A 26,253-nucleotide genomic window follows, 5' to 3' on the forward strand; every position below is an offset into this window, starting at 1 on the left:
CCAGCCTAGAGCGGCACGTGAGTCACGGGTGCGCGGCGAAGAACTCCGCGACGCGGTCGGGCCAGCGCTTGATCGTCGCGATGTCCTCGGCGACCTCGAGGTCGGCGTGCGGCATCAGTTCGGCGAGCCGCTCGGCCGTCGAGAGCGGATGCCCAGGGTCGGTCGCCCAGGGCAGGATCAGGGCCGGCGTCTCGATGCGCGCGACATCCTCCTGCGAGGGCAGGTCGCACAGCCCCGCGCCTCGGAACACCGAGGGCAGCACGTCCATGTCGATGCTCGGAGGGCCGGGGTTCCACGTCTCGGCGAAGATCGCCGGCGCGGGAGCAGCAGCGGATGCCTCGACGAACTCGTCCAGCGTCATGGTCTCGGCGGCCGCGGCGCTCATCTCGTAGACGCGCTTCTGCACGGCACGGGTCTCCCACGCGGTCGGCGGCGCGGTGAGTGCGACCGAGCGGAGCCGCTCCGGTCGCTGCGTCAGCGCGTGCAGGATCGTCGCGGTGCCCATCGACGACCCGATCGCGTGCACCGGCTCGTCCGGCGAGATCGCCTCGGCGAGCGCGAGCAGGTCGGTCGCCAGGTTCTCCCACCGGTAGTCGTCCGGATCCTTACGACCTGCCGTCTCGCCGTGGCCGCGGGCGTCGTATGCGACGACCCGGAAACCCTTCTTCACGAGCCGGTCCCAGTCCGTGAGCCGCTGCTCGCGGTCAGCGGCGCGGCTCATCGTCAACCCGTGCGCGATGATGACGACCGGCCCCTCGCCGTGCGCGTCGAAGGCGAGCTGTGCGGTGCCGACGTCGAAGAAACGCGTTCCCATTCGCACAGTGTATTCAGGCGCGCGCACGGTGGTGCGTCTCGATCGCGCGGCGGATTTCGCGAGTGACCGCGTCGCCCAGGCGCGGCTGTGTCAGGCCGTGAGCCAGATCACGCCCGTGGAGCCCTCGGGCAGCACGACGGCTCGCCCGTCCCGCTCGACGCCGTCGGGGGTCACGACGAGTTCGGAGGCGACGTCGATGCCGAGCGCCTCGAGCGCGCGGAGCAGTTCCGGGTCGCGATCGTCGACGCGCAGCACGCGGCCGGAATGCCCGGGCGCGGCATCCGCCAGCAGGACGAACGGCTCGCGGGTGACGTGCCCCGCGGCATCCGGGATCGCGTCACCGTGCGGGTCGAACCGCGGGCGGCCGAGCCGCTCGTCGATGCCCTCCAGCAGGCGGTCGCTGATCGTGTGCTCGAGCACCTCGGCCTCGTCGTGCACCTCATCCCAGGTGTAGCCGAACTCGCGCACCAGCCAGGTCTCGATCAGCCGGTGACGGCGCAGCATCTCCAGGGCGCGGCGCCGGCCGGCATCCGTCAGCTTCACGGCCCCGTACGGGACGTGCGAGACGAGGCCGGCGGATGACAGCTTCTTGACCATCTCGGTGACGCTGGACGGCGCGATGCCGAGCTTCGCGGCGAGCTGCGACGGCGTGATCGGCACGTCCTGCCACTCGGTGTGCGAGTAGACGGTCTTCAGATAGTCGTCCGCGGCGGGGGAGGCCATCAGCCCTGCCCGGCCAGCCGCACGATCTCGCCGAACGCCACCTGCCCGGCGAAGAAGCAGATCGCGAAGCCCGCCATCGCGCCCAGCAGCGACAGGCGTCCGTCGTAGTCGTTCACGCCCTGCGTGCCGATGCGGCGGGCGCGGAACGCCATGATCAGCGTGATGACGCCGAGCGCCAGCTGCACCCAGGGGCCGCCGGCCGGCAGCAGCTGCGGGAGGAAGAGCAGCAGCACGCCCAGCGCGCCCGTGCCGAGCGAGATCCAGGTGCAGATGCGCATAGCGCGACGCGCGTCGGAGTCGTCTCGGTTCTGGGTGGCGGACACTCCTCAAGCCTACCGGCGGTCCCGGCCGGGGCCATGCGCGGCGGATGCTGCGGTGCCTCTGACGTCGGATGCCGCGCCGGGAACCGTTCAGGCCCGGAACAGGGCTGCCGTGTCGGCATCCTCGGCGGGCGCGAGGGTCTCGACCGGTTTCGGGCCTGCAAGCAGCATCGCGACCAGCCCCACCACGATGCCGGCGAGCAGGCCGGCCAGCGCCGAGACCAGCACGTTCGCGATCAGCTGCCCCGCGTACGTGCCGAGGTCGGAGTGCAGCAGGAAGCTCTGCGCGACGCCGCGCACGATGTTGCCGGCGACGAAGGCGAGGATCGTGGTCCACAGGCCGCGGCCGAAGGCGCGCCAGCGCCCCGGGTGCGGATGCCTCCGCGCTGCCGCGCGCAGCTGCACCCACGCGGTGAGCAGCATGACGGCGACGCCCGCCAGGTCGATCAGCCAGACCGCGACCGTGGTCTCGCCGAGCGGCCACAGCCGCAGCGGCGGCCACAGCGCGGGCAGACCCGCGGCCGGCGGGAACAGCAGCGCCGAGACCCAGGTGGCCGCCCAGCCGGACACGTGCCAGATACCGGCGAGCACTGCCAGCACGAGCAGCGAGACCAGCACGACCCACGAGACCCGGTCGATTCGGGGGTGGGACTGAGTGTCGGGCTCCGCTGCCATGGTGCACACGCTACCGTGCGAGGAGGCGATGAGGCCGGAAGGAGACACGGGATGCGGAATCCGAGTCGGTGGGCACTGGCCGGGGCCCTCGTGCTCCTGATCGCGGGCGGTGCCGTCGCGGCGTCGCTCCGGGTCGCGCCGGAGGCGTCGACGCGGTTCATCGCGGACTCCGACGGCCGCAGCATCGTGCAGCACGGGTTCAACACGGCATCCAGTGCGAAGAGCACGCCCGACGGACTCCCGCTGTTCACCGAGGACGACCTGGCCCGCGAGCAGGCCGACATGGGCACGAACTTCGTGCGCTTCCTCATCTCCTGGCGCGCGGTCGAGCCCGAGAAGGGCGTCATCGACCAGGGGTACCTCGACGAGGTCGAGGAGCGCGTGCAGTGGTACGCGGATCGCGGTTACGACGTCATGCTCGACATGCATCAGGACCTGTGGGGGGCGGCGATCACCCCGAGTGGCGACTGGGGCAACGGTGCTCCCGAGTGGGCCACGTTCACCGACGGCCTGCCGGTGAACACGGGTGACATGTGGGAGCTCGTGTACCTCGAGCCGGGCACGATCCGCGCCTTCGACCAGTTCTGGAACACCACGGGCGAGCATCCGGAGCTCGCCGAGCACTACGCGGATGCGTGGGGCGCGGTCGCCGAGCGCTTCGCCGGCAACGACGCGGTGGTCGCCTACGACCTGATGAACGAGCCCTATGGCGGCACGCTGCAGGGCGTGGCGTTCGAGTCCGGGCCGCTGACGCAGCTGTACCAGCGCACCACGGATGCCATCCGCGAGGCCGATCCTGACACCTGGGTGTGCGTCGAGCCGCAGGCGTTCGGGTTCAACTGGGGCCTGCCCAGCGCGCTCGGCGCGATCGACGACCCGCGCGAGGGCGACCCGCGCGTGGCGTTCTGCCCCCACCTCTATCCGCTGCCGATGGACCTCGGCGACGGCTTCGCCGGCGACTCGAAGGGGCTCGTGCAGGGGACGGTCGCGCAGTGGCGGTCCAACGTGCTGCGCACCGCCGAGGTGCTCGGCCAGGGCCGCGGAGCCGTGCCGGTGATCCTCGGCGAGTTCGGCCTGGACACCACCCGCGACGGCGCGGGGGAGTACGTGAAGCTCGTGTATGAGACGGCGGATGCCGCGGGCATGGGCGTCGTGTACTGGTCCCGCGACGATGGCAGCTGGGGCCCGTACGAGTCCGACGGCACGCCTCGCAATCTGGTCGGCTGGCTGGACCGCCCCTACCCGCGGGAGGTCGACGGCCTGGTGTCGTGGACCTCGTCGGCGGACGGGATGAGATTCGAGGTGCGCGACGGCGGAGCGGCGGTCGTGTACCTGCCGCCGACGTCATTCACCTCGCAGCCGAAGGTGTCCGGCGCCGAGGTGCGCTCGTGGGATCCGGCATCCGGTCTGCTCACGCTCGACGTCACAGGCGACGCCGAGGTGACCGTCGCGCGCTGAGCCGGTCGCGAGGGGGCGGCGAGCGAACCACTTGCCGACGAGTGCACCGGTTGTCGACGTCGCCAAGGGGTTCAGTCGTCGCCAACCGGTTCAGTCGTCGGGAACCGGTGCACTCACGAAGGATCGAGCGCTCACGCGCCGGTCGCGAGCAGCACCAGCAGCGTCGCGTTGAGCGCGATCAGCAGAACCGCGCACACGATGCCGAGCACGGTGGTCCTGCGGCGGTTCACGTACTCGCCGAGGATGCTGCGCTTCGCGGTGAGCGCGACCAGCGGGATGAGTGCGAACGGGATGCCGAACGAGAGCGCGACCTGGCTGAGCACCAGGGCGAGGGTCGGGTCGACGCCCAGTCCGAGGATCAGCAGGGCGGGGATCAGCGTGATCAGGCGGCGGGCCAGCAGCGGCAGGCGCACCCGCAGCAGGCCGTGCATGATCTCGGCGCCGGCGTAGGCGCCGACCGATGTCGACGCGAGACCGGAGGCGAGCAGCCCGACCGCGAACAGTGTCGCGATGACCGGGCCGAGGCTCTCGGCGAGCGCCGCGTACGCACCCTCGAGCGAGTCGGTTCCGGCGACGCCGGCGAGGGTGGCAGCGGCGAGCAGCAGGATCGCGAGGTTGACGGTGCCGGCGATCACCATCGCGATGCTCACATCCCAGCGTGTCGCGGTGAGCAGGCGGGGGATGCCGGGGGCATCCGAGTCCGCACGCCCGAACCTGTCCCGTGCCAGTGCGGAGTGCGCGTAGATCGCGTGCGGCATGATCGTCGCGCCGAGGATGGATGCCGCGAGCAGCACCGATCCGGCATCCGTGAATCGCGGGACGAGACCCGACAGGATGCCGGTGGGTGAGGGCGGCGCGAGGAACAGGCCGGCCATGAATCCGATGGTGATCACGGCCATCAGACCGATGATGACGAACTCGAAGTGTCGGGGCCCGCGGCGGGCCTGCACGGCGAGGAGCACCATCGAGACGGCGCCGGTGATGATGCCGCCGAGCAGCAGCGGGACGTCGAACAGCAGCTGCAGGGCGACGGCGCCGCCGATGACCTCGGCGATGTCGGTGGCCATCGCCACCAGTTCCGCCTGCAGCCAGTACGCGCGGCGGGCCCAGGGCCGCTTCATCCGATGCCCCAGGATTTCGGGCAGGCTGCGCCCGGTGACGACGCCGAGCTTGGCGGAGAGGTACTGGATGAGCCAGGCCATCACGTTCGCGACGACGACGACCCAGACCAGCAGATACCCGTACCGCGCGCCGGCGGTCATGTTGCTGGCGACGTTGCCGGGGTCCAGATACGCCACGCCGGCGACGAGGGCGGGACCGAGCAGCCACGCCCCACTCGTTCGGGTCGCAAGATTTTTAGGCACGCCTAAATATTAGCCACAGACCGGCGGCGGTAGCGTGGGAACGTGAGCGACGAGTCGACCGGATCAGTGACCCAGCCCGGCTACGGCGTCGGTCCCTGGCAGGGAGAGTGGCCGGAGGGCGAGCAGTACGATCCCGAGCTGCTCGAGCTGGGCGACACCCGCAACGTGATCGACCGCTACCGGTACTGGACGATGGAGGCGATCGTCGCCGATCTCGACACGCAGCGGCATCCGTTCCATGTCGCCATCGAGAACTGGCAGCACGACATGAACATCGGGTCGATCGTGCGCAGCGCCAACGCGTTCCTCGCCGACACCGTGCACATCATCGGGCGCCGCCGGTGGAACCGGCGCGGCGCGATGGTCACTGACAGGTACCAGCACGTCGTGCATCACGCGGACGTCGCGGCCTTTGCGGAATGGGCGGCGGATGCCGGCATCCCGATCATCGCCGTCGACAATGTCGGCGAGGCCGTGCCGGTGGACCGTGCCGATCTGCCGGAGCGGTGCGTGCTGCTGTTCGGTCAGGAGGGGCCAGGGCTGTCGGAGGAGGCGCTCGCCGCGGCGTCCGGTCACATCGAGATCACCCAGTACGGCTCGACGCGCTCGATCAACGCCAGCGCGGCCGCGGCCGTCGTCATGTACGAGTGGTGCCGGCGCCACGCGTGAGCCGGGCTGTCAGCCCATTCGCGCGGTGACGCGCATCACCCGCCGGGGTGATGCGCCCTCTCGCGAGCGCATGCCAGCATGGGGGCATGCCGCGCGCGTCCCTCCGGCTCGACCTGCTCGTCCCCGGGCTGCTCACGCTGATCCTGCTGCCGGCGTCGCTGGTGGCGCTGGCCCAGCAGCCGACCGCGCTCGACCTGCCGTTTGCGCTCGCCGCGGGTGCCCTGTTCATCGCCCTGCATGTCGTGTCGTTCTTCGCATCGCGGCATCCGATCGGGGCGTTCGTCGCGGCCAGCCTGATCATGCTGCTGCTCGCGATCTTCCCCGTCGCGGTCGGGGTGACGACGGCGCTGTACCCATCGGCGCTCGCGTACCTGGTCTGCGTGCATCAGGTGGCCGTCCGCAGCGAGCGGCGGTACGCGCTGCTCGCGATCGCCGTCGCCGTCGTCGGCTCGGCGTTCGTGGCGGTGACGGCCCCCGAGCTGATCGATCCGATCTGGAAGCTCGGTGCCTTTCTCGGGCTCGTCGCCGCGAACGCGGCGGCCTGGGCGTTCGGACTGCTGCAGCGGCTGCGCCGAGCGCAGGCCGCGGCGCAGGAGGAGGCACGGGTGCGCGAAGCGCTCGCCGACGAGCGGACTCGGATCAGCGTCGAGCTGCACGACGTCGTCGCGCACTCGCTGACGGTCATGATCGCGCAGGCCGAGGTCGCCAGAGGCTTCCTGCGCGAGCAGCCCGAGGTGAGCGAGAGCGCCCTCGACGTGGTGCTCGAGAGCGGTCGCGACGCGCTGCGCGGCATGCGCGGGATCGTGAGGGATGACGCGCCGCTGCAGCCCGCCGAGGGGCTCGACGCGCTCGACGACATCATCGCGGGCGCTCGCAGCCCCGAGACCCGGATCGACTTCGGCGAGCACGGCGCGCGCCGTGCTCTCTCCGCCCCGGTCCAGCTGGCGCTGCTGCCGGTCGTGCGCGAAGGACTGACCAACGCGATCCGGCACACGGCTCCGCCGCGTGCCGTGCGGGTGCAGCTCGACTGGGGATCGGAGCTGAGGGTCGCGATCGACGACGACGGCGGGTCCGGAGCATCAGGAGCGGGGCTCGGGACAGGAACAGGGCTCGCCGGTCTCGCCGAGCGCGTGCGCCTGGTCGGCGGCACGCTCGAGTCGGGACGGACCGAGGGCGGCTGGCGGCTGCGCGCCGTGCTGCCCGTGGAGGAGGACGGATGACGGTGCGGGTGCTGCTCGCCGACGACCAGGAGCTGCTGCGCGAGGCGCTCGCGCTGATGCTCGCCCGCGACGACCGGATCGAGATCGCCGGGTCGGTCGGCTCCGGCGACGAGGCGATCTCGTTCGTGCGCGCACGCGCCGTCGACGTCGTGCTGATGGATGTGCGGATGCCGGGGACCGACGGCATCGCCGCGACGGCCGAGGTCCGCCGCATCCGGCCCGACACCCGTGTGCTGGTGCTGACGACGTTCGATCTGGACGAGTACGTGTTCGGCGCGATCCGCGCCGGTGCGAGCGGCTTCCTCACAAAGGACGCCACCCCGCAGGCCGTCGCCGATGCGGTGGTCGCCGTCGCCGAGGGCGAGGCGGCGATGGGGGATGCCGCGATCGCGGCCATGGTGGGGTTCGTGCGCGAGGGCGTGGCCACCGGAGGCGCGGAGGAGGCGCTTGCCGCGCTGAGCCCGCGTGAGCAGGATGTGCTGCGGCTGCTGGCGTCGGGCGCAGGCAACGATGTGATCGCGCAGCGGCTCTTCGTGTCGCCGAACACGGTGAAGACGCATGTGAAGGCGGTGCTCGCCAAGCTCGGTCTGCCCGATCGGCTGCACGTCGTGATCTGGGCCTACGAGAACGGCATCCTGCGGCCGGGAAGTCACCCGCGCGGGTGACGATGATCGCTCCGGCGGGCGACGCGGGCGGATGCCCCGGGTTTCTACCGTCGGGGTATGGATATTCGGACGAGAACGACACTGCCCCTGCTGGCAGCCTTCTGCGCCGCCGTGATCGCGGCCATCTCGATGCTCCGGCTGACCGTTCCGGTGTTCGCCGGCTGGTACGGCGAACTGCCGCAGAGTCTGCTCGACCGGGTCGTGGACCCGTTCGCAGCGGGGCTGGTCGGTCTGCTGACGGGCGTGGTCGGCGTCGTGGTGTCGCTGGCGCTGTTCGCCCGGACGCGCGGACGCGAGACATCCGGGCCGACCGGCGTCATCGCCGTGGCCGTGACGGTCGTCGCGCTGCTGCTCGCGCCCGGCAACGCCATCCCGGTCGCCGGCTACTCCTTCGCCATGACGGCGATGTGCCTGGTCATCGCGGGCTCGGTGCTTCTGGCGATCAGGCGACCGCTCGTCGGCCTTCCCGTGGCGGCAGCGATCGCCGGGATCTTCGTGTTCGCGACGATCCGCCTGGGTGGGGAGCCGCTGCTGCCGGACGTGCTCGCGAGCCTGGTGGAGCAGGTGCCGCAGATCGCGGTCACCGCCGCCTACCTGGTGCTCGCCGCCTGCATCGTGCTGAGCGCGATCGGCGACGGGAGCGCCGGTCCCGCCGGCCGTGGAGCGGTCGCCAGGTGGGTGCTGGCCCATCGCGTGGCGATCACGGTGGTCGCCGCATCCTGCGCCGTGCCGTACGCGTTCGTGCGGGCGACGTGGCTCACTCCGTGGCCGCTGTTCGGCCCCGGTGCAGATGTGCTCCGGGCCACGCCGGACGTGATGGTCATCGGACTCTCGCTCGGGTTCGGGATGCTGATGGCCGGGGTGCTCACCCTCGGTCTGGTGCTTCCGTTCGGTGAGCGGTTCCCGCGCTGGTTCGCGTGGATCGGCGGTCGGGTCGTGCCGGTCGGCCTGCCGGTGATCGCGGCGATGATCGTGGCCGTGCTGTTCATCGCGGGCGGAGCCGAGTTCCTGACCTCGGTGCTGGAAGGGCGCTATGCGCCCGTCGGCGCCGGCGCGCAGATCGAGTTCTTCGTGGTGTTCCCGTTCTGGCTGTGGGGTCCGGCGCTGGGCCTGGCGGCCTGGGGGTACGCGATGCACCGCGCGGATGCGCGGATCGTGGCCGCCGAGAAGGCCTCGGATGATGCGCTCCCGTCGCGTGCGCTCCACGAGCTCGAGCTGCGGGAGAGCCGCGACGCGTGAGCGGTCGCGTCAGACGGGCATCCGCATCCAGGCATCCGTCCTGACGCGCCAGCCGAGCGTTCCGAGGCGCGCGAGCAGGTAGACGCCGAAGAAGGCGATGGCGAGCCAGACCAGGCCGGCGGTGCCGGAGACGCCGGTCGCGGCGATGATCCAGAGCGTGGGCAGGAAGGGCACCAGGTTGAGGGCGCCGACGATCGCGAGGTACTTCGCATCGTCGGCGCCCATCAGCACGCCGTCGAGCACGAACACCACGCCTGCGATCGGCTGGGCGATCGCGAGCACGATGAGGGCGGGCTGGATGAGGGCGGCGACGGTGGGGTCGCCGGTGAACAGCAGGCCGAGCACACCGGAGAGAGCGGCGACGATCGCGCCGACGATCACGCCGAACCAGGCGCCCCACGCGACGGTGCGGCGCAGCACGTGGTGCACCTCGGCCTCGTCCCCGGCGCCGAGGGACTTGCCGATCAGCGCTTGCGCGGCGATCGCCAGTGCGTCGAGGGCGAAGGCGGCGGTGGAGAACATGGTGAACACGATCTGCCAGCCGGCGAGCTCATCCGTGCCGATGCCGGTGGCGACGCCCACGGTCGCGAGCAGCGCGACGCGAAGGCTGACCGTGCGCAGGAACAGCCAGCCTCCGGAGCGGGCCGTGCCGCGGATGCCGTCGCGCTGCGCGCGCAGCGAGGCGCCGTGCCGGCGGGCGAGGCGCTGAACGACGAAGGCGTAGGCGCCGACCATGCCCCACTGGGCGAGCACGGTGCCGAAGGCGGAGCCGGCGATGCCCCAGTGCAGGCCGTAGATGAACAGCCAGTTCAGCAGGGCGTTCGCGGCGAAGCCGAGTCCGGCGATCCAGAGCGGGGTGACCGTGTTCTGCATGCCGCGCAGCAGGCCGGTGGCGGCGAAGACGATGAGCATGGCCGGCAGGCCCCACATCGAGATCGAGAGGTAGATGCGCGCCTCGGATGCCACGGCCTCGGATGCTCCGAACAGGGACACCAGCCAGGGCGACGCGAGCGCGCCGACGACGGCGAGGACCGCGCCGAGCCCGAGCGCGAGCCACATGCCGTCGATGCCGGCCGAGACCGCATCGCCCGGCTTGCCTGCACCGAAGCGGCGGGCGACGGCGGGGGTGGTGGAGTAGGCGAGGAACACCATCAGGCCCACGATGGTCTGCAGCACGGCACTGGCGATGCCGAGCCCTGCGAGGGGGACGGTGCCGAGGTGCCCGACCAGCGCCGCGTCGACGATGAGGAACAGCGGTTCGGCGACGAGGGCCCCGAGCGCGGGGACGGCGAGCCGCAGGATCTCGCGGTTCAGGGGCGGGTTCGGCACGCGTTCGATCATCCCACGCCCCTTCGTGGAGGTCTGCTCGTGCAGGCATCGGGAAGCCCGACGATGCCGGAATGCGCCCTGCCCGTGGCACGTTGCATCAGACATGGAGATCGCCGCATCCGACCGCCTCGCCGCCGCCACCCACATGGGCGCGGTCACCCTTCTTGTCGGCGACCTCGAGGGGATGACGCGGTACTACCGGGACGTCGTCACGCTGCACGTGCTCTCGGCCGAGGGCGACACCGTGACGCTCGGGCGGGCAGGGGTGCCGATCGTCGTGCTGCGGCATGAGCCGGGGCTGCGGCACGCGGCATCCGGTTCCGCAGGGCTGTACCACACGGCCATCCTGTTCGAATCGCAGGCGGCGCTCGCCGCCGCGCTGTACTCCGTGGCCCGGCACGCGCCCGGCACATTCACCGGCAGCGCGGATCACCTGGTAAGCCAGGCCTTCTACTTCACCGATCCGGAGGGCAACGGCGTCGAGCTGTACTGGGATCGCGCACGCTCCGAGTGGTCGTGGACGCACGGGCAGGTCGAGATGGCGACGCTGTACCTCGACCCGAACGCCTACCTCGGCGAGCACCTCACCGAGGCCGTCATCGACGGGTCGACGGCTCAGGATGCGGCATCCGTCGGTCACGTGCACCTGTCGGTGGGGGACGTCGCGACCGCACGCAGCTTCTACGTCGACGCACTGGGCTTCGACGCCACCGCGTCGCTCGGCACGAGCGCGCTGTTCGTCAGCGCAGGCGGGTACCACCACCACATGGCGATGAACGTGTGGGAGTCGCGCGGCGCCGGACCACGGATGCCGGCACTCGGACTGGGCCGGGTCGACCTGACGCTGCCCGACGCCGACGCGCTGGAGGCGCTGACCGAGCGACTGCGCGACCACGGCTTCGCTGTGCGTGACGACGGCCGCACGGTGAGCTTCGACGATCCGTGGAGCAACCTGCTGCAGGCATCCGTCGGCTGACCGCGCGGGGGAGGGCGACGCGGGAATGCATCGATTGCCGTCGACTGAGCCAGTTGCCGTCGACTGCACCCCTTATCGACGTCGATAAGGGGTGCAGTCGAGGCGAACCGGTTCGCTCGCCGACGTAGGCTGGCGGTATCGGAGGTGCACGATGACGGAGCCGAAGGATGAAGCGGATGCTGCGGCATCCGGCGCCCGTGGATCTGCGCTGAACGCGCAGAACATGGCCGAGCAGGTCGAGACGGCCATCCAGGTCGCGATGCGGCAGGGTGCGTTCGACAACCTGCCCGGAGCCGGCAAGCCCATCGAAGGACTCGGTACGCACCACGACCCGGACTGGTGGATCCGCCGCAAGATCGAGACCGAGAACCTCACCGGGCTCGGCCCGCCCGCGATCCTGCTGCGCTCCGAGGACCGCGAGATGCAGGCGACCCTCGACGGTTTCCGCCGCGAGGAGGACGTGCGCGCGCACCTCGAGGACTTCAACAGGCGCGTGATCGAGGCGCGGCGGCAGCTCATGGGAGGGCCGCCGGTGGTGACGAAGACGCGGGACGTGGATGCAGAGGTCGTGCGCTGGCGGGAGCGGCGGGCTCGCTGAGTCGCGTGAACATCCCCACCCCGTACCTGCCGGCCCCCGGCGCCGCCAGTACGAGCGCGCTCAGCAGCACCATCACCGGGTACTGGTCGACGAGCTGGTCCGAGCCCCAGTAGAGCATCAGCGTCGCGATCGATGCGAGCGCGGCGAGCCGGGTGAACAGCCCGGCGATCAGCGCGATGCCCAGCAGCACCTCCAGCGCGGGGATGACGAAGCCGAACAGCACCGGGATCGTCTGCATCCCGGCATCGAGCGGGGCGAACCACCACGGCGTGCGCGGATTCCGCGCGGCGCCGTCGGCGACGAGCAGGATGTCGGATGCCCCGAATCCGGCACGGTACTTCTCGATGCCCTCGAGCAGCCACAGCACGCCCACCGCGACCCTGGCCGCACCGCCGAGCACCGGCCCGGCCAGGGCCGCGACGCGGATCATGACAGCTTCGCCGCCCCGAACACGGCCTTCGCCTTGTCGCAGTGGATCACGACGTACGAGTACTTCGACACGTCCACGCCGTCGACCATGAAGGTCTGAGACGCCTTGTCGAAGGCCACTGCGTCGACCAGCTTCCCCTCGCCGACGGCCGCCTCATCGGTGCCGTTCGTCAGATAGACGTGCAGGTCGGGTCCCTCGTCCGACGAGAAGCCGGAGAGCACGACCTTGCCGTCCTCCACGGCGACCATGCCCTGCACGGTCTTGCCGTTCAGTCCCTCGAACTCTCCCGAGACCTTCGCCATCATCATGTCGTCGGGCGAAGACGAGGGTGCCATGCTCTCCTCGCTCATCGGCTTGCTGTCCTTCTCGGCCGTCCCCGTCGAGCTGCAGCCGGCCAGGGTGAGTCCGAGAGCGAGCAGAGCGGTCGCGATCACAGGGGTCCTGCGCATGGTGTTCTCCTTCCGCCGAGCGGCGGGATGCCGCATCCGAAGCGTGGGAACGACGTTAGGAACCGAGCGGAGGCCGCAGGGCGGAGCTTTCAGAACCGTAAGGACCCTCGGCCCGCGCCGACCACGCGATTAGCGTTGTCGGCATGGAGAACCCGAACCGCGTCGTGGTCGTCGAGGACGACCCGACGGTCAGGGGTGCCGTGCACGACTACCTGGGCCGGCACGGCTACGACGTCGACGCCTACGGCGACGGAGTCTCCGCACGTGACGCGCTGCGAGAGCGCACCCCCGACCTGGTCATCGTCGATCGGATGCTCCCCGGGATCAGCGGCGACGAGCTGTGCCGCGACATCCGGTCGCGCAGCGACGTGCCGATCATGATTCTCACCGCGCTCGGCGACGTCGAGCAGCGCATCGAGGGTCTCGAATCGGGGGCGGACGACTACGTGTCCAAGCCGTTCGCGCTGCGCGAGCTGGTGCTGCGGGCCGACGCTCTGGTGCGGCGCACGAAGGCTGCGCCGGCGCAGGCGGCCTTCGCCGCCGGTGACTTCGAGATCGACGCGGCCCGGCGCCGCGCCCGGGTGCGCGGCACGGAGATCGCGCTGACCGGACGCGAGTACGAGCTGCTGGTCTTCCTGGTCGGCAACCCCGACCGCACGCTGCCGCGGGAGGAGATTCTGCGCGAGGTGTGGGGGTGGACAGTGGGCGACGCCTCCACGGTCACCGTGCACGTGCGGCGTCTGCGCGAGAAGATCGAGCACGATCCGCGTGAGCCCCGCTACCTGCGCACCGAATGGGGCGCCGGGTACCGCTTCTCCGTCAGCGGGAGCGCGGACTGATGGCGGGGATGATGCCGCTCGGCGCCACCGATGTGCTGCTCATCGCGGGCACGAGTCTGGTGTGCACCGCGGTCGTCTCGTCGCTCGGTCTGCTCGCCCTGCGGGCGACGCGACGCGCCACTGTATTGGTGCAATTGCTGGTGCTGGCGTCCGTCGCGGCCCTGTCGATGACGCTGTCGGTGCTGGCGATCTCGCTCGAGATGTACATCTCACCGCACGACCTCAGCGTGCTGGTGTGGGTGATCGGCATCTCGCTGCTGTTCAGCCTCGTCGCGGCCTGGGTGGTGGCGCGGCTCATGCGCAGGAGGCTGTCCAGACTCGCCGCGGCGGTCCGGAGCGTGGGGGAGGGGGATGTCGTCGCCGCCGATCAGCAGGGGATGCGGGAGTTCACCGAGCTCTCCGCAGAGCTTGCGGATGTCTCGGCACGACTGCACGACGCGCGCTCGGAGCTCGAACAGCTCGACTCCGCGCGTCGTCGCTTCTTCGCGTGGATCTCGCACGACCTGCGGACGCCGCTGACCGCGGTGCGCGCGCTGTCCGAGGCCATCGAGGACGGCGCCTCGTCGCATCCCGAGCGCTACGCCGGCGAGGTGCGTGCGCAGGTCGAGACGATGAGTCGGATGGTGGACGACCTGTTCGAGCTCTCCAAGCTGACCTCGGGAGCGGTGCAGCTGCGCACCGAGCAGGTCGAACTGCTCGACATCGTCTCGGATGCCGTCGCCGACGTGCGCGCGGCCACAGAGGCGCACGATGTGCGCATCGTGCAGCGCGGAGTCGAGGGGCACGTGCTCTGGGCCGATCCGCACCAGCTCGGGCGGATCATCGTCAACCTGCTCACCAACGCGATCCGGCATGCGCCCGCCGGCAGCGAGGTGCTCATCACCGCCACCGAGATCGATGGGGAGCGCCTCGTGCTCGGCATCCTCGACCATGGCTCGGGCGTCGCCGTGGAGGACCTGGACCGCATGTTCGAGGTCGGCTGGCGCGAGGACCCTGCGCGGGCCGCGGGCCCCGCCGACCCCGTGGCATCCGGAGCCGGTCTCGGGCTCGCGATCGCGCGCGGTCTCGCCCGCGCACACGGCGGCGACGTCTACGCCGAGCGCACGGGCGACGGCTTCCGCATGAACGTCCTCATGCCCGTGGACGGCGCTGCGGACTGAGCCGGCGGCGGTCTACCAGGCCACAGCCCCGTCCACGTCGATGAACGTGCCGGACGGTGCGGCATCGTCGAGAGTCGCCGCGCGGGCGATCACCTCCGCGGCGTCCTCCGGCGTGGTGGGAGCCTGCTCCCTGTTCCCCGGCGCGAGATCGGTCTGCACCCAGCCCGGGCACACCGACGTGACCTTGATCGGTGTGCCGGCGAGAGCCTTGGCCAGCACGATGGTGATCGCGTTCAGCGCGGCCTTCGAAGACTGATACGCCGGTACGACCATCCCGTGCCACGGCGATTCCGGGTCGGTCTGATGCGCGAGTGAGCCCACCGTGCTCGAGACGTTGACGATCCGCCCGGCGGGGCTCCTGCGGATCAGCGGAAGGAACGCCTCGACGACGGCGACGGGCCCCAGCACGTTCGTCGCGTAGGTCTGCCGGAACATCGCCAGGTCGATCACCTCCGCCTGCTCACCGCTTGCGGCCTCCGGCAGGATGCCGGCGTTGTTGACGAGGACGTCCAGGTGCCCGAAACGATCCTCGATCTCGGATGCCGCGGCACGCACCGTGGCCGCGTCGGTGACATCGATCACGACGCCGCTTGCGGAGAGTCCCTCGGCGGACAGTCGCCCGGCCGCGTCTGCGGCAGCGTCGGGTCGGCGGGCGGCGATGATCACGTGCGCTCCGTCCTGCGCGAGTCGTCGGGCCGCGGCGAGGCCGAGGCCCCTGTTGGCGCCGGTCACCAGTGCGATCTTCATGGTCGTGCTTCCTCTCACCGCGTTCGCGTCCGCACGGGTGTGCGGCTGCCGAGGACAAGCACACCAACGGCGCGCGACGGACGCTGGCGGGAAACGGACCGGGCAGCCGTGCGGCGTCCGATTAGGCTGACGCCGTGACTCCTGAAGCCGCTGACCGCGCCGGCATCGTGACCCGCGCCCGCCGCGCAGCCACCGGCTGGCTCGCGCACGTGCCCTGGCCGGTGTCCGTCGTCGTGAGCGTCGCGGCGATCGCGCTCGGAGTCGTGCTGGTCATCCGCCCGACGACCTCGCTCGGCGTGCTGGCGATCCTCATCGGCGCCGGTCTCGTCGTCGCCGGTGTGCTCGAATTCGTGCTCCCCGGCATCCGCCGGCCCTCGCTGCGGATGCTGCTGGCGATCGCCCTGGCCATCGCGGGTGTCGTCGTGCTGATCCTGCCTGGTCTGACGGTGCGTGGCCTCGCGCTGGTCGTCGGCATCGCGATGATCGCACGCGGCGCGATCGGGATCGTGCAGGCGCTCGTCGAGCGCGACCTCACCATCGACCGCCGCGTCTCCGAGGTGCTGCTCGGCGCCGCGGCCGTCGCCCTCGGCGTACTGGCGCTGGTCTGGCCGGACATCACACTGCTCGTGGTCGCCGTCGTGTTCGGCGCGACGCTGGTGCTGATCGGCGCGGGCACGCTCATCGCGCTGTGGCGGAAGCACCGCGCCGCGGCATTCGGGGAAACGGCACGCGGCGAGCCGGCATCCGACGATTCGGCATCCGACGAACCGCGCGGCGACACGGTCGCGCGCCGCTGGATGCGCACGATCGGCGCGGTGTGCGCGGTCGCGCTCGCCGCCGGCGCCCTCGTCGCCAGCGTCACGCTGCGCGAGGGCAGCCCGGTCGTCGACGAGTTCTACGCCGCGCCGCGCACGGTGCCGTCCGAGCCGGGGAAGCTGATCCGCGCGGAGGCGTTCACGCGCGGCATCCCCGACGGCGCCGTGGCCTGGCGCATCCTCTACACGACCACCCACGGCGACGGGTCGGCCGCGGTCGCGAGCGGCATCGTCGTCGCGCCCGACGACAGCGAGGCGCATCCGGTCATCGCCTGGCACCACGGCACCACCGGCTTCGACGAGTCCTGCGCGCCGTCGCTGGCCACCGACCCGTTCGGCTCCGGCGCGATGTTCGTGCTGCCCGATGTGATCGCGCGCGGCTGGACGATGGTCGCCACCGACTACATCGGTCTCGGAACCCAGGGTCCGCACCCCTATCTGATCGGCAAGGACAGCGCCCGCGCCGAACTCGACGCGGTACGCGCGGCGCGCGACCTGGACGGGACGAGGCTGACGAAGCAGACCGTCGCGTGGGGGCACTCGCAGGGCGGCGGCGCCGCTCTGTGGACCGGCGCGGTCGACGCGGACTACGCGCCGGACGTGCCGCTCGACGGCGTGGTGGCGCTCGCCCCCGCGAGCGACCTCAGCGCCCTCGTGGCGCACCTCCCCGACGTCGCCGGCGGCAGCGTGTTCGCCTCGTTCGTGATGAGCGGGTACAGCGGCGTCTACCCTGATGTCACGTTCGGCGAGTACATCCGCCCCGGGGCAGAGGTCACCGTGCGGGAGATGTCGCGGCGCTGCCTCGCCGCACCCGACATGCTCGTCTCGGTGCTGTCGCTGCTCGCCCTCAGCGACGACCCCGAGATCTTCCGCAAGGACCCGGCGACGGGCCCGCTCGGCACGCGCCTGAAGCAGAACCTGCCGCCGTCGCAGTCCGCCGTGCCGGTGCTGCTGGGGCAGGGGATCGACGACGACCTCGTCGACTACGACATGCAGTCCCGCTATGCGGCCGGACTCTGCAGGGCGGGGACGTACATCGACTTCCGCGGCTATGCCGGACGCGACCACATCTCGCTCGTCGCGGCCGGCTCACCGGCGATGGACGACGTGTTCGCGTGGACCACCGATCGGTTCGACGGCAAGGAGACGACGGCCGCCTGCGCAGCGGGGTGATTGTCGCCCACCCGGCATAGGCTGGACCGCATGACTGACGCTCTGCCCTCCGGCCTCGCCCTGTCCGAGTTCAGCTCCGGCATCCGCCCCCAGGACGACCTCTACCGCCACGTCAACGGCGCGTGGCTCGACCGCACCGAGATCCCCGCCGACAAGGCGCGCTGGGGATCGTTCCACCAGCTCGCCGAGCAGGCCGAGAAGGATGTGCGCGCGATCATCGAGGAGTCGCAGGATGCCGCGCCCGGCACCCTCGCCCGCAAGGTCGGCGACCTCTACAGCAGCTTCATGGACGAGGCGCGCATCGCCGAGGTGGGGCTCGCCCCGCTCGAGGCCGTGCTGGCCGACGTCGACCGGGTCGACGGCATCCCCTCGTTCCTCGCGACCGTCGGCCGGCTCGACCGCGACGGCGTGGCCGCACTGATCGGCGCCTTCGTCGAGCCCGACCCCGGCAACCCCGAGCGCTACGTGCCGTTCCTGCTGCAGGGCGGCCTGTCGCTGCCCGACGAGAGCTACTACCGCCTGGACAGCTTCGAGGGCACGCGCGCCGCGTACCGCGCGCACCTCGAGCGCCTGCTCACCCTGGCGGGTGTCGCGGATGCCGCATCCGTCGCCGACCGCGCCTTCGCCCTCGAGCACGAGATCGCCGCCCACCACTGGGACAACGTCGAGTCCCGTGACGCGGTGAAGACCTACAACCTCAAGACGTGGGACGAACTGCAGCAGCTCGTCGGCGTCGACCTCGCGCCGTGGCGCGATGCCGTCGCTGTCGCGCACCCCACCGCGTTCGCCGAGGTCGTCGCCTACCAGCCGAGCTTCTTCGAGGGCCTCGGTTCGCTGCTCGTCGAGGACCGCATCGACGACTGGAAGGCGTGGCTGACCGCCAAGGTCGTGCACGGCCTGGCCTCGTACCTCACCGACGACCTCGTGCAGGAGAACTTCTCGTTCTACGGCACCGAGCTCTCCGGCGTGCCCACCATCCGTGAGCGCTGGAAGCGCGGTGTCTCGCTCGTCGAGGGCTCGCTCGGCGACGCCGTCGGCAAGATCTACGTCGAGCGGCACTTCCCGCCGGCGGCGAAGGCCGCGATGGACACGCTGGTCGCCAACCTCATCGAGGCCTACCGGCAGAGCATCACCGAGCTCGAGTGGATGAGCCCCGAGACCCGGCAGCGCGCCCTGCAGAAGCTCGACACGTTCCGCCCGAAGATCGGCCACCCTGTCACCTGGCGCGACTACGACGGCGTCGAGATCGACGCGGCCGACCTGATCGGCAACGTGCGCAACGCGACCCACTTCGAGCACGACCGGCAGATCGGCAAGGTCGGCCAGCCGATCGATCGCGACGAGTGGTTCATGTCGCCGCAGACGGTGAACGCCTACTACAACCCGCTCATGAACGAGATCGTGTTCCCCGCGGCCATCCTGCAGTATCCGTTCTTCGACGCCGAGCGCGACGCGGCCGCCAACTACGGCGGCATCGGCGCCGTGATCGGGCACGAGATCGGGCACGGCTTCGACGACCAGGGCAGCCGCTACGACCACGAGGGTCGCCTGTCGGACTGGTGGACCGACGAGGACCGCGCCGCCTTCGAGGAGCGCACCAAAGCGCTGATCGCGCAGTACGACGCCCTCGTTCCGGTCGGTCTGAGCGAAGAGAACAAGGTCAACGGGGCGCTCACCATCGGTGAGAACATCGGCGACCTGGGCGGCCTCGGGATCGCGCTCAAGGCGTACGAGATCGCCGGGGACTCCGGTGAGATCGACGGCTACACGGGCGTGCAGCGCCTGCTGCTGAGCTGGGCTCAGGTCTGGCAGCAGAAGAGCCGCGACGCCGAGACCATCCGCCTGCTGACCATCGACCCGCACTCGCCGAACGAGTTCCGATGCAACCAGATCGTCAGCAACATCGGGGCGTTCTACGACGCGTTCGATGTGACCGAGGGCGACCGTCTGTTCCTGCCGGAGGGCCAGCGCGTCACGATCTGGTGACCGTCTCGTGACCCCGTCCGCCAGCGCGGCGGGCGGGGGCTACGATAGCCGAGGAGCCTGGGGACGAACTCCTGCGCGTCGTCGCGCGGAAGCCCGGCCCTCGGCACCTGAACTCTCCTCCGCAACCCCCCTAACGTGGAAGGAATCAGCGTGGGTTCCTCCTCCGCCCCGGTCCCTGAGCCCGTCGAAGGCTCCTCCGCGACGATCCGCCGCTCATCGCGCGGCGGTGGCCGTCGAGTGCCCCGGCGCGCGGCCGCGGGTCGCCGCTCGTTCACGTCCACCCTGCGCGCTCTGGAGGAGCTCGCGGATGCCGGGGCGCAGGTCTCCGTGCACGTCGCAGACCTCGACACCTCCAAGCCCGTGCTGCGCGGCGACGACCACGTCACGATGCCGATCGCCGGTCTGGGGATCGTCCCCCTGCTGATCGAGGTCGCCGCAGGCATCGAGTCCGGCACGATCGACCCACTCGAGATCATCGACCGCGCTGACCTGGAGCTGGTGTCGTCGTCGGGTCTGTGGCGGCACCTGCGCGCACCCGCCCTTCCGATCGTCGATCTCGCGGTGCTCGCCGCGACCGTGGGCGACCCGAATGCCGTGAATGCGCTTCTGCAGCGCGTCGGTCACGAGAGGGTCCGCGCGCGGATCGCCTCGCTGAGGATGCCGCGCACCGCGCTGCTCGACCGCTACCGGGACCAGCGCGGACCGGATGATGCGCCGCAGGTCGCCGTCGGCACCACGGCCGAGCTCGCGCTGCTGTTCTCGTCGCTGGTGAACTCCGAGGTGATCGACGCGACCGTCAGCGCGCAGGTCGCGGAGTGGCTGAACCTCAACTACGACCTCAGCCTGGTCGCGGCGTCCACGGGGCTCGACCCGTTCGCGCATGACCAGGACGCACACGGCCTGCTGTTCATCAACAAGACCGGCCGCGACCGCGGCGTTCGCGTCGAGGCAGGCGTGCTCGGCGGCCCGCGCGCCGGCGTGGTCTACGCGCTCATCGTGTGCTTCGACGACCTCTCGATCAGCCACCGACTGCGCGCGCACGACGCGTTCCGCACCCTCGGCGTCGAGCTCATGGAGTACACGCACTAGGGTCGAGGGATGCTTCCCGAAGACTGGATTCCGCATCGCCGTGAGGACGGCGAGCTGATCGGATGGATCCGCGCCGAGGGCGAGGACTGGGTCGCGATCGACGTGCTCGGCCGCACCGCGGGCGAGGGCCTGGACTGGCTCGCCGCCGAGGAGGCGCTGGAGCAGGTGGGCCTGCGCTGGCTCGCCGACGCCTGGATGCTGGAGGGCGAGGGCCCGGGACCGCTGCGCGTGAAGTTCGTCGAGGTGACGCCGTCTGATGGTGTCGAGGCGGGCCGGATCGTTGTGAAGGTCGACGATTTCGGCGACATGCAGCGCCCGCCGACCGAGCGCTTCACTCTGCCCTGGCCGCTGCCCGACCGGCTGCGTCCTATGCGTCCCGGTGACCCCGACGGCCGTACGATCACGCCGTGAACCGGCCGGTTCCGAGCGGAATCGGCGGTCGGACCTGCGGGCGTGGACGGCGTCGCACCGGGTGACCAGTGCCCTCGCCCTCGCCTGCGCGTGATAGCAGGCGGAACGCCGAGTCTCCTGCGAGCTCTTCAAGAAGACCTCGTTAGCGTGGATCGAATTCAATCGGCCATCCGTCAATCGTCACGGGAGAGTGAATTCAATGTCCAGCCGAAAGAAGGCAATAACGAAGCGCCGAAAGCTCGAGGTCGATGACGTCCTCGTGGTCAAGAAGTCCAGACTGCGCACCGCGATCTCCGGAACGGTCGTCGGCAACTTCATGGAGTGGTTCGACTTCGGCATCTACGGCTATCTGGCCGTGACGCTGACGACGGTCTTCACCGCCGATGCCCCAGGCGGGCTCGGCTTGCTGCTGACCCTGTTCGGGTTCGCGATCTCCTTCCTCGTGCGTCCGCTCGGCGGTTTCGTCCTCGGCCCGCTCGGCGACAGGATCGGCCGCCAGCGCGTGCTGTTCCTGACGATGACGATGATGGCGGTCGCGACCGCGCTCATCGGTCTGCTGCCCACCTCGGCGGCCATCGGCCTGTGGGCGATCGTCCCGCTGTACGTGCTGAAGATGGTGCAGGGCTTCTCGACCGGAGGCGAGTACGCCGGTGCGACGACCTACGTCTCGGAGTTCTCGCCCGACCGCTCCCGCGGGTACTGGTCGTCCTTCCTGGATGTCGGGTCGTACGTCGGCTTCGCCGCCGGCGCGTCGACGGTCGCGATCACGACCTGGATCGTCGAGGGCATCTCCGGTCAGGGCGCGATGGTCGAGTACGGCTGGCGCATTCCGTTCCTCGTCGCGATCCCTCTGGGCGCCGTGGCGATCTGGTTCCGCCTGCGCATCCCGGAGACCCCGGCGTTCGAAGCCGAGGAGCACGACGGCCGCGCGGATGACGGCAGCGACCCGCTCGGCCGCCTGGGAATCTTCGGGATCTTCCGTCACCACTGGCGCGTGATCCTCATCGGCATCGCGCTGGTCGCCGCGACGAACACCGCCGGCTATGCGCTCACGAGCTACATGCCGACGTATCTCGAGACCGAGGTCGGCGTGTCCAACCTGATGGCCGCGGTGGCCACGGTCCCCGTGCTCATCGTGATGAGTGCCTGTCTGCCGCTGATCGGCCGACTCTCCGACCGGATCGGCCGCAAGCCGGTGTACGGCATCGCGGTCGGCTCGACCATCGTGCTGATGGTTCCCGCCTTCGCGATCATGCAGATCGGTCAGGAGTGGGCGGTCATGCTCGCGCTCGCGATGGTCGCCATCCCCGTCGCGTTCTACGTCGCGATCTCCGCATCCGCCCTGCCCGCCCTGTTCCCGACCGCATCGCGGTTCGGTGCCATGGCGATCGCCTACAACCTCGCGGTCTCGCTGTTCGGCGGCACGACGCCGCTGTTCAGCCAGGCACTCATCGACCTCACCGGCAACACGTACATGCCCGCGTTCTACATCATGTTCTTCGCGGCGCTGGGCGGCGTGGCGATGCTGTCGATGAAGGAGACCGCGAAGCGCCCGCTGCTGGGGTCGTTCCCGACCGTGGAGACGAAGGCCGAGGCCAAGGAGCTCGTCGCGGAGCAGGACACGAACGAGCTGCTCGACACCAGCACGATGCCGCTCGACATCATCGTGCCGGACACGATCGCCGGACTGACCGGCGCCGACGCGCCGACCACGATCTCGGGCGATGCGCTGTCCGAGGGAGACGCGACCGGAAAGGCGTCCGAACCGGTGTGACGCAGGCGGTGGGTGCCGGGCGGGCTGCGGCCTCGGTAGGGTCAGGGGCATGGTCAGCGTCGCCCCGAACGATCCGGCCGCAGCCCGCGGCATCTCCCGCCGGACCCAGTCCGACATCTATCGCGCCGGCATCAGCGGCATCCGTCCTTCCGTGCCCACCGGTGTCAGGGCGCTGGAGACGGCCGCCCGAGAATCGCTGAGCGCGGAGGCGTTCGCCTACATCGAGGGCGGCGCCGGTTCGGGGCGCACCGTCGCCGCGAACCGCGCCGAGTTCGACCGCTGGCAGATCTGGCCGCGTCCGCTGCGCGACGTGTCGGCGCGCGACCTGTCCGTCGAGTTCCTCGGCAGGGCGCGGCCGACGCCGCTCGTGCTCGCACCGCTCGGAGTCATGGAGATGGCGCATCCGGAGGCCGATCTCGCGGTCGCTCGTGCGGCGGCATCCGCAGGCGTGCCGTACACGCTGAGCAACCAGGCGTCGTTCCCGATGGAGCGCGTCGCGCAGGCCGCGCCGGGTGCGCCACGGATGTTCCAGTTGTACTGGTCCGCGTCGGACGCGCTGAATGCGTCGCTGATCGGCCGGGCCGAGGCATCCGGCTGCGAGGCGATCGTCGTGACGCTCGACACGCACCTGCTGGGCTGGCGCACCCGCGATCTCGACCTCGGGTACCTGCCGTTCACACGCGGGCTCGGCATCGCGCAGTACACATCCGACCCGGTGTTCCGCGAGCTGGTGAAGCAGCGGGCGGATGCCGCATCTACTGATGCCACTGGGGTCAAGATGACGGCGAAGGCCGTCGCCGCCGGTCTCACGATCGCGCGCAAGGGCGCCTCGCTGACCGGCTCGCAGAGTCTGCGCGACAACCTGCGGTCCCCGCTGCCGCGCACGGCGATCGAGACCTTCCTCGACGTCTTCTCGACGCCGGCGCTCACCTGGGACGACCTCGCCAAGCCGCGCGGATGGACCAGCCTGCCGATCATCCTCAAGGGCATCGTGCATCCCGACGATGCGGCAAGGGCGCTGGATGCCGGAGTCGACGGTGTCTGGGTCTCGAATCACGGGGGACGTCAGATCGACCACTCCGTGCCCACCCTCGCGGTGCTGCCGGAGATCGCCGAACGGGTCGGCGGCCAGGTGCCCGTGGTGTTCGACTCGGGTGTGCGCGGCGGGGCGGATGTCGCGATCGCGCTTGCACTCGGGGCATCCGTCGTCGCCCTCGGCCGGCCGTACGCCTACGGGCTGGGCATCGCGGGGGAGCAGGGCGTGCGCGAGGTGATCCGCAACGTGCTCGCCGAGCTCGACATCACGCTCGGCCTCGCCGGACTCACCTCTATCGACCAGCTCGACCGCGACGCACTGCGCGCGGTGTGACGGTGGGAGGCCGCGACTCCGGCTCGTAGGCTGGCGGCATGATCGGCACGCATCCCTCCGGTTCGCAAGTCACCGTCGGCGTCACCTTCCGCCCGCAGTCGCCGCCTGAGGAACTGCGATCGATCGTGCAGGCGGTGGATGCGGCGAGAGTCCCAGAGCTGTGGCTGTGGGAGGACTGCTTCCTCGAGGGCGGGATCGCCTCGGCGGCCGCCGCGCTGACCTGGTCGGAGCGCACGCGGGTGGGCATCGGCCTCCTCCCGGTGCCGCTGCGCAACCCGGCCCTCGCGGCGATGGAGGTCGCGACTCTGGAGCGGCTCGCGCCCGGCAGGCTCGTCGCAGGATTCGGGCACGGGGTGCAGTCCTGGATGGGGCAGGTCGGTGCGCGGAAGAGCTCGCCTCTCACGCTGATGCGCGAGTACCTGACCGCGGTGCGTGCGCTGCTCGACGGCGAGACCGTCGACGTCGAGGGGCGGTACGTGCAGCTCCGCGGTGTCGCCCTCGACTGGCCTCCCGCCTCGCCCCCTGAGATCGTGATCGGGGCGACCGGCGAGAAGTCCCTGCGCCTGGCCGGAGAGCTGGGCGACGGCGTCGTGCTCTCGGCGTCCGACGAACGGGACGAAGCCGCCGTCGTCCGCGCGGCCAAGGAGGTCGTCGACGAGGGCACAGCGCACAGCGGCCGCGCCGGCCGCCCGCGCATCATCGTCTACACCGAGCTCGACCCAGGTCTGGATGCGCTGGAAGCACGCATCACCGACCGCGTCGGTGCTCTCGCGGAGGCCGGTGCCGACAGTGTGGTGCTGCACGGCACGGCGGATGCTCCGGATCCTCGGCCCTACCTCGACGCGCTGCCCGCCTGGGCGATGCTGGACTGAGCATGAGTGTGAGGGCGCTCGGCGGCGTGCGATCCTGAGGGCATGACAGAGCCCTTCGCGCAGCATCCGGCCGACACCGAGTGGCATCGGTGGGCGCCGATCGGCGAGACCCTCGACACCAGCAGCACGCCGGGCAGCGGTCCGGCGCCCAGCATCGCCGCATTCGAGCTGCTGCCGCTGGCTGAGATGCTCGTGCCCGAGAAGCCGCGCGGAGGTGAGCTGGACCCGTCCGAATGCGGGCACTGCAAGCCGTCCGAGTACACGATCTGGCAGGACGACGACTGGCGTGTGGTCTCGGGCTTCCCCGGAGGAGTCGGGTTGCCGTTCGTCGGAGCCTTGTCACCGCGCCGGCACGCGCTTCTCGAGGATGCTCCTGTCGAACTGCTGGCCGGCCTCGGTCCGGTGATGCAGCGGCTGTCCAACGCCGTGAAGGAGATCCCCGCGGTCGCGCGCTGCCATTTCATGCGCTGGAACGACGGGTCCGCGCACCTGCACATGTGGGCCTACGCGCGCCCGCTCGGCATGATGCAGGGCCGTGGCGCGATCCTTCCGTACTGGGAGCAGTCCATGCCGGCGATGCCCGAGCAGATGCAGCAGGACCACATCCGCATCGTCGCGGAAGCACTCGCCGCCGGTGGTGGTGAGGCGTTCCCGAACCGCTGACCGTCGCCCGACGATCAGTTCGGCAGCACGAACTTCCCGGTGTCGCCCGGATTGACGGCGATCTCCCAGCGGAAGCCGTCGGGATCGGCGAAGTACCCCGAGTACCCGCCCCATTCCCGGCGCTGCGCGGGCTGCACCCGCGCGCCGAGCGCCGCGGCCTCGGCGAGCACTGCGTCCACCTCGGCCTCCGTCGCGAGGTTGTGCGCGAGCGTGATCGGCGCGACACCGGATGCCGGGGCCTCGCCGATCTCCTCGATGAAGCCGTCGACGCTCCACAGAGACAGGATCAGCCTGTCGGCGACCGGCAGCATCAGCACGTCGTCGGCCTCGAAGATCGGCGTCCAGCCCAACCCGTCGACGTAGAACGCGCGAGATGCCGCGACATCGGCGACCACGAGCGTGATGAAGCTCACTCGCTGGTCCATG

27 protein-coding genes are annotated in these 26,253 nt (G+C 70.7%); 17 read left to right on the top strand and 10 right to left on the bottom strand.

What is annotated here, in order from left to right:
- Positions 1 to 22: 22 nt before the first annotated feature.
- The 4 genes from ACFVAE_RS12640 to ACFVAE_RS12655 form a co-directional block, all read right to left on the bottom strand.
- Positions 23 to 814, bottom strand: a complete 792-nt coding sequence (locus tag ACFVAE_RS12640; RefSeq protein WP_378892511.1) for an alpha/beta fold hydrolase — start codon at positions 812 to 814, stop codon at positions 23 to 25.
- Between the two features lie 90 nt (positions 815 to 904).
- Entirely contained in the window at positions 905 to 1,537 is a 633-nt protein-coding gene (locus ACFVAE_RS12645; RefSeq protein ID WP_378892514.1) for a metal-dependent transcriptional regulator, read from the bottom strand.
- The gene (locus ACFVAE_RS12650; RefSeq protein ID WP_378892516.1) at positions 1,537 to 1,860 is read right to left on the bottom strand and encodes a hypothetical protein; all 324 of its coding nucleotides are present in this window, start codon (positions 1,858 to 1,860) and stop codon (positions 1,537 to 1,539) included. The genes ACFVAE_RS12645 and ACFVAE_RS12650 overlap by 1 nt, the downstream gene beginning before the upstream one ends.
- Positions 1,861 to 1,947: 87 nt before the next feature.
- A complete protein-coding gene (locus ACFVAE_RS12655; protein ID WP_378892519.1) occupies positions 1,948 to 2,532 on the bottom strand; it encodes a hypothetical protein in 585 nt (194 codons plus the stop codon).
- 51 nt (positions 2,533 to 2,583) lie between these two features.
- Here ACFVAE_RS12655 and ACFVAE_RS12660 point away from each other — a divergent pair, with 51 nt between their 5' ends.
- Complete coding sequence (locus ACFVAE_RS12660; protein WP_378892521.1) at positions 2,584 to 3,990, top strand: glycoside hydrolase family 5 protein; 1,407 nt, start codon at positions 2,584 to 2,586, stop codon at positions 3,988 to 3,990.
- 131 nt (positions 3,991 to 4,121) lie between these two features.
- Here the strand turns inward: ACFVAE_RS12660 and ACFVAE_RS12665 are convergent, their stop codons facing one another.
- Positions 4,122 to 5,354, bottom strand: a complete 1,233-nt coding sequence (locus ACFVAE_RS12665; RefSeq protein ID WP_378892524.1) for an Nramp family divalent metal transporter — start codon at positions 5,352 to 5,354, stop codon at positions 4,122 to 4,124.
- Between the two features lie 42 nt (positions 5,355 to 5,396).
- Between ACFVAE_RS12665 and ACFVAE_RS12670 the strand changes: the two genes are divergently transcribed.
- From ACFVAE_RS12670 to ACFVAE_RS12685, 4 genes are all read left to right on the top strand, one after another.
- Positions 5,397 to 6,023 carry a TrmH family RNA methyltransferase gene (locus ACFVAE_RS12670; protein ID WP_378892526.1) on the top strand — a complete coding sequence of 209 codons (627 nt, stop codon included), beginning with the start codon at positions 5,397 to 5,399 and terminating at the stop codon, positions 6,021 to 6,023.
- 86 nt (positions 6,024 to 6,109) lie between these two features.
- The gene (locus ACFVAE_RS12675; RefSeq protein WP_378892528.1) at positions 6,110 to 7,243 is read left to right on the top strand and encodes a sensor histidine kinase; all 1,134 of its coding nucleotides are present in this window, start codon (positions 6,110 to 6,112) and stop codon (positions 7,241 to 7,243) included.
- The gene (locus ACFVAE_RS12680) at positions 7,240 to 7,908 is read left to right on the top strand and encodes a response regulator (RefSeq protein ID WP_378892531.1); all 669 of its coding nucleotides are present in this window, start codon (positions 7,240 to 7,242) and stop codon (positions 7,906 to 7,908) included. The genes ACFVAE_RS12675 and ACFVAE_RS12680 overlap by 4 nt, the downstream gene beginning before the upstream one ends.
- Before the next feature lie 57 nt (positions 7,909 to 7,965).
- Positions 7,966 to 9,147 carry a hypothetical protein gene (locus tag ACFVAE_RS12685; RefSeq protein ID WP_378892534.1) on the top strand — a complete coding sequence of 394 codons (1,182 nt, stop codon included), beginning with the start codon at positions 7,966 to 7,968 and terminating at the stop codon, positions 9,145 to 9,147.
- 9 nt (positions 9,148 to 9,156) lie between these two features.
- Here the strand turns inward: ACFVAE_RS12685 and ACFVAE_RS12690 are convergent, their stop codons facing one another.
- A complete protein-coding gene (locus ACFVAE_RS12690) occupies positions 9,157 to 10,488 on the bottom strand; it encodes an MATE family efflux transporter (protein ID WP_378892537.1) in 1,332 nt (443 codons plus the stop codon).
- Positions 10,489 to 10,579: 91 nt separating this feature from the next.
- Between ACFVAE_RS12690 and ACFVAE_RS12695 the strand changes: the two genes are divergently transcribed.
- Together ACFVAE_RS12695 and ACFVAE_RS12700 are read left to right on the top strand one after the other, a co-directional pair.
- Positions 10,580 to 11,452, top strand: coding sequence for a VOC family protein (locus ACFVAE_RS12695; protein ID WP_378892540.1), 873 nt, complete (start codon positions 10,580 to 10,582; stop codon positions 11,450 to 11,452).
- Between the two features lie 151 nt (positions 11,453 to 11,603).
- A complete protein-coding gene (locus ACFVAE_RS12700; protein WP_378892543.1) occupies positions 11,604 to 12,050 on the top strand; it encodes a DUF1992 domain-containing protein in 447 nt (148 codons plus the stop codon).
- On the opposite strand, the gene ACFVAE_RS12705 is transcribed toward ACFVAE_RS12700, so the two are convergent.
- Both ACFVAE_RS12705 and ACFVAE_RS12710 read right to left on the bottom strand, forming a co-directional pair.
- Complete coding sequence (locus ACFVAE_RS12705) at positions 11,968 to 12,480, bottom strand: DoxX family protein (protein WP_378892546.1); 513 nt, start codon at positions 12,478 to 12,480, stop codon at positions 11,968 to 11,970. The two genes, ACFVAE_RS12700 and ACFVAE_RS12705, sit on opposite strands and share 83 nt — an antisense overlap.
- Entirely contained in the window at positions 12,477 to 12,929 is a 453-nt protein-coding gene (locus ACFVAE_RS12710; RefSeq protein ID WP_378892548.1) for a DM13 domain-containing protein, read from the bottom strand. The genes ACFVAE_RS12705 and ACFVAE_RS12710 overlap by 4 nt, the downstream gene beginning before the upstream one ends.
- 143 nt (positions 12,930 to 13,072) lie before the next feature.
- Between ACFVAE_RS12710 and ACFVAE_RS12715 the strand changes: the two genes are divergently transcribed.
- On the top strand, positions 13,073 to 13,768 hold the full coding sequence (locus tag ACFVAE_RS12715; RefSeq protein ID WP_378892550.1) for a response regulator transcription factor: 696 nt from the start codon (positions 13,073 to 13,075) through the stop codon (positions 13,766 to 13,768).
- On the top strand, positions 13,768 to 14,928 hold the full coding sequence (locus ACFVAE_RS12720; protein ID WP_378892552.1) for a sensor histidine kinase: 1,161 nt from the start codon (positions 13,768 to 13,770) through the stop codon (positions 14,926 to 14,928). Before ACFVAE_RS12715 ends, ACFVAE_RS12720 begins: the two co-directional genes overlap by 1 nt.
- 12 nt (positions 14,929 to 14,940) lie before the next feature.
- On the opposite strand, the gene ACFVAE_RS12725 is transcribed toward ACFVAE_RS12720, so the two are convergent.
- Complete coding sequence (locus ACFVAE_RS12725) at positions 14,941 to 15,675, bottom strand: SDR family NAD(P)-dependent oxidoreductase (protein ID WP_378892553.1); 735 nt, start codon at positions 15,673 to 15,675, stop codon at positions 14,941 to 14,943.
- A gap of 134 nt (positions 15,676 to 15,809) precedes the next feature.
- Here ACFVAE_RS12725 and ACFVAE_RS12730 point away from each other — a divergent pair, with 134 nt between their 5' ends.
- The 8 genes from ACFVAE_RS12730 to ACFVAE_RS12765 all read left to right on the top strand — a co-directional run bounded on the left by ACFVAE_RS12730 (position 15,810) and on the right by ACFVAE_RS12765 (position 25,827).
- Positions 15,810 to 17,663, top strand: a complete 1,854-nt coding sequence (locus tag ACFVAE_RS12730) for a lipase family protein (RefSeq protein ID WP_378892555.1) — start codon at positions 15,810 to 15,812, stop codon at positions 17,661 to 17,663.
- A 30-nt stretch (positions 17,664 to 17,693) separates the two neighbouring features.
- Positions 17,694 to 19,649: a M13 family metallopeptidase gene (locus ACFVAE_RS12735; protein ID WP_378892558.1), complete on the top strand. Its 1,956-nt coding sequence runs from the start codon at positions 17,694 to 17,696 to the stop codon at positions 19,647 to 19,649.
- A gap of 150 nt (positions 19,650 to 19,799) precedes the next feature.
- Positions 19,800 to 20,738 carry a serine hydrolase gene (locus tag ACFVAE_RS12740; RefSeq protein WP_378892561.1) on the top strand — a complete coding sequence of 313 codons (939 nt, stop codon included), beginning with the start codon at positions 19,800 to 19,802 and terminating at the stop codon, positions 20,736 to 20,738.
- A gap of 9 nt (positions 20,739 to 20,747) precedes the next feature.
- Positions 20,748 to 21,149 (top strand): hypothetical protein, encoded by a 402-nt coding sequence (locus tag ACFVAE_RS12745; RefSeq protein WP_378892564.1) that lies wholly within the window; start codon positions 20,748 to 20,750, stop codon positions 21,147 to 21,149.
- A 199-nt stretch (positions 21,150 to 21,348) separates the two neighbouring features.
- Positions 21,349 to 22,923, top strand: coding sequence for an MFS transporter (locus ACFVAE_RS12750; protein ID WP_378892567.1), 1,575 nt, complete (start codon positions 21,349 to 21,351; stop codon positions 22,921 to 22,923).
- A 49-nt stretch (positions 22,924 to 22,972) separates the two neighbouring features.
- Positions 22,973 to 24,292, top strand: coding sequence for an alpha-hydroxy-acid oxidizing protein (locus ACFVAE_RS12755; protein WP_378892570.1), 1,320 nt, complete (start codon positions 22,973 to 22,975; stop codon positions 24,290 to 24,292).
- A gap of 38 nt (positions 24,293 to 24,330) precedes the next feature.
- Positions 24,331 to 25,164, top strand: a complete 834-nt coding sequence (locus ACFVAE_RS12760; protein WP_378892573.1) for an LLM class flavin-dependent oxidoreductase — start codon at positions 24,331 to 24,333, stop codon at positions 25,162 to 25,164.
- A gap of 42 nt (positions 25,165 to 25,206) precedes the next feature.
- A complete protein-coding gene (locus ACFVAE_RS12765) occupies positions 25,207 to 25,827 on the top strand; it encodes a hypothetical protein (RefSeq protein ID WP_378892576.1) in 621 nt (206 codons plus the stop codon).
- A 14-nt stretch (positions 25,828 to 25,841) separates the two neighbouring features.
- On the opposite strand, the gene ACFVAE_RS12770 is transcribed toward ACFVAE_RS12765, so the two are convergent.
- Complete coding sequence (locus tag ACFVAE_RS12770) at positions 25,842 to 26,252, bottom strand: VOC family protein (protein WP_378892579.1); 411 nt, start codon at positions 26,250 to 26,252, stop codon at positions 25,842 to 25,844.
- Position 26,253 lies beyond the last annotated feature (1 nt).

The organism is Microbacterium sp. NPDC057659, from assembly GCF_042799915.1.
Taxonomy (GTDB): Bacteria; Actinomycetota; Actinomycetes; order Actinomycetales; family Microbacteriaceae; genus Microbacterium.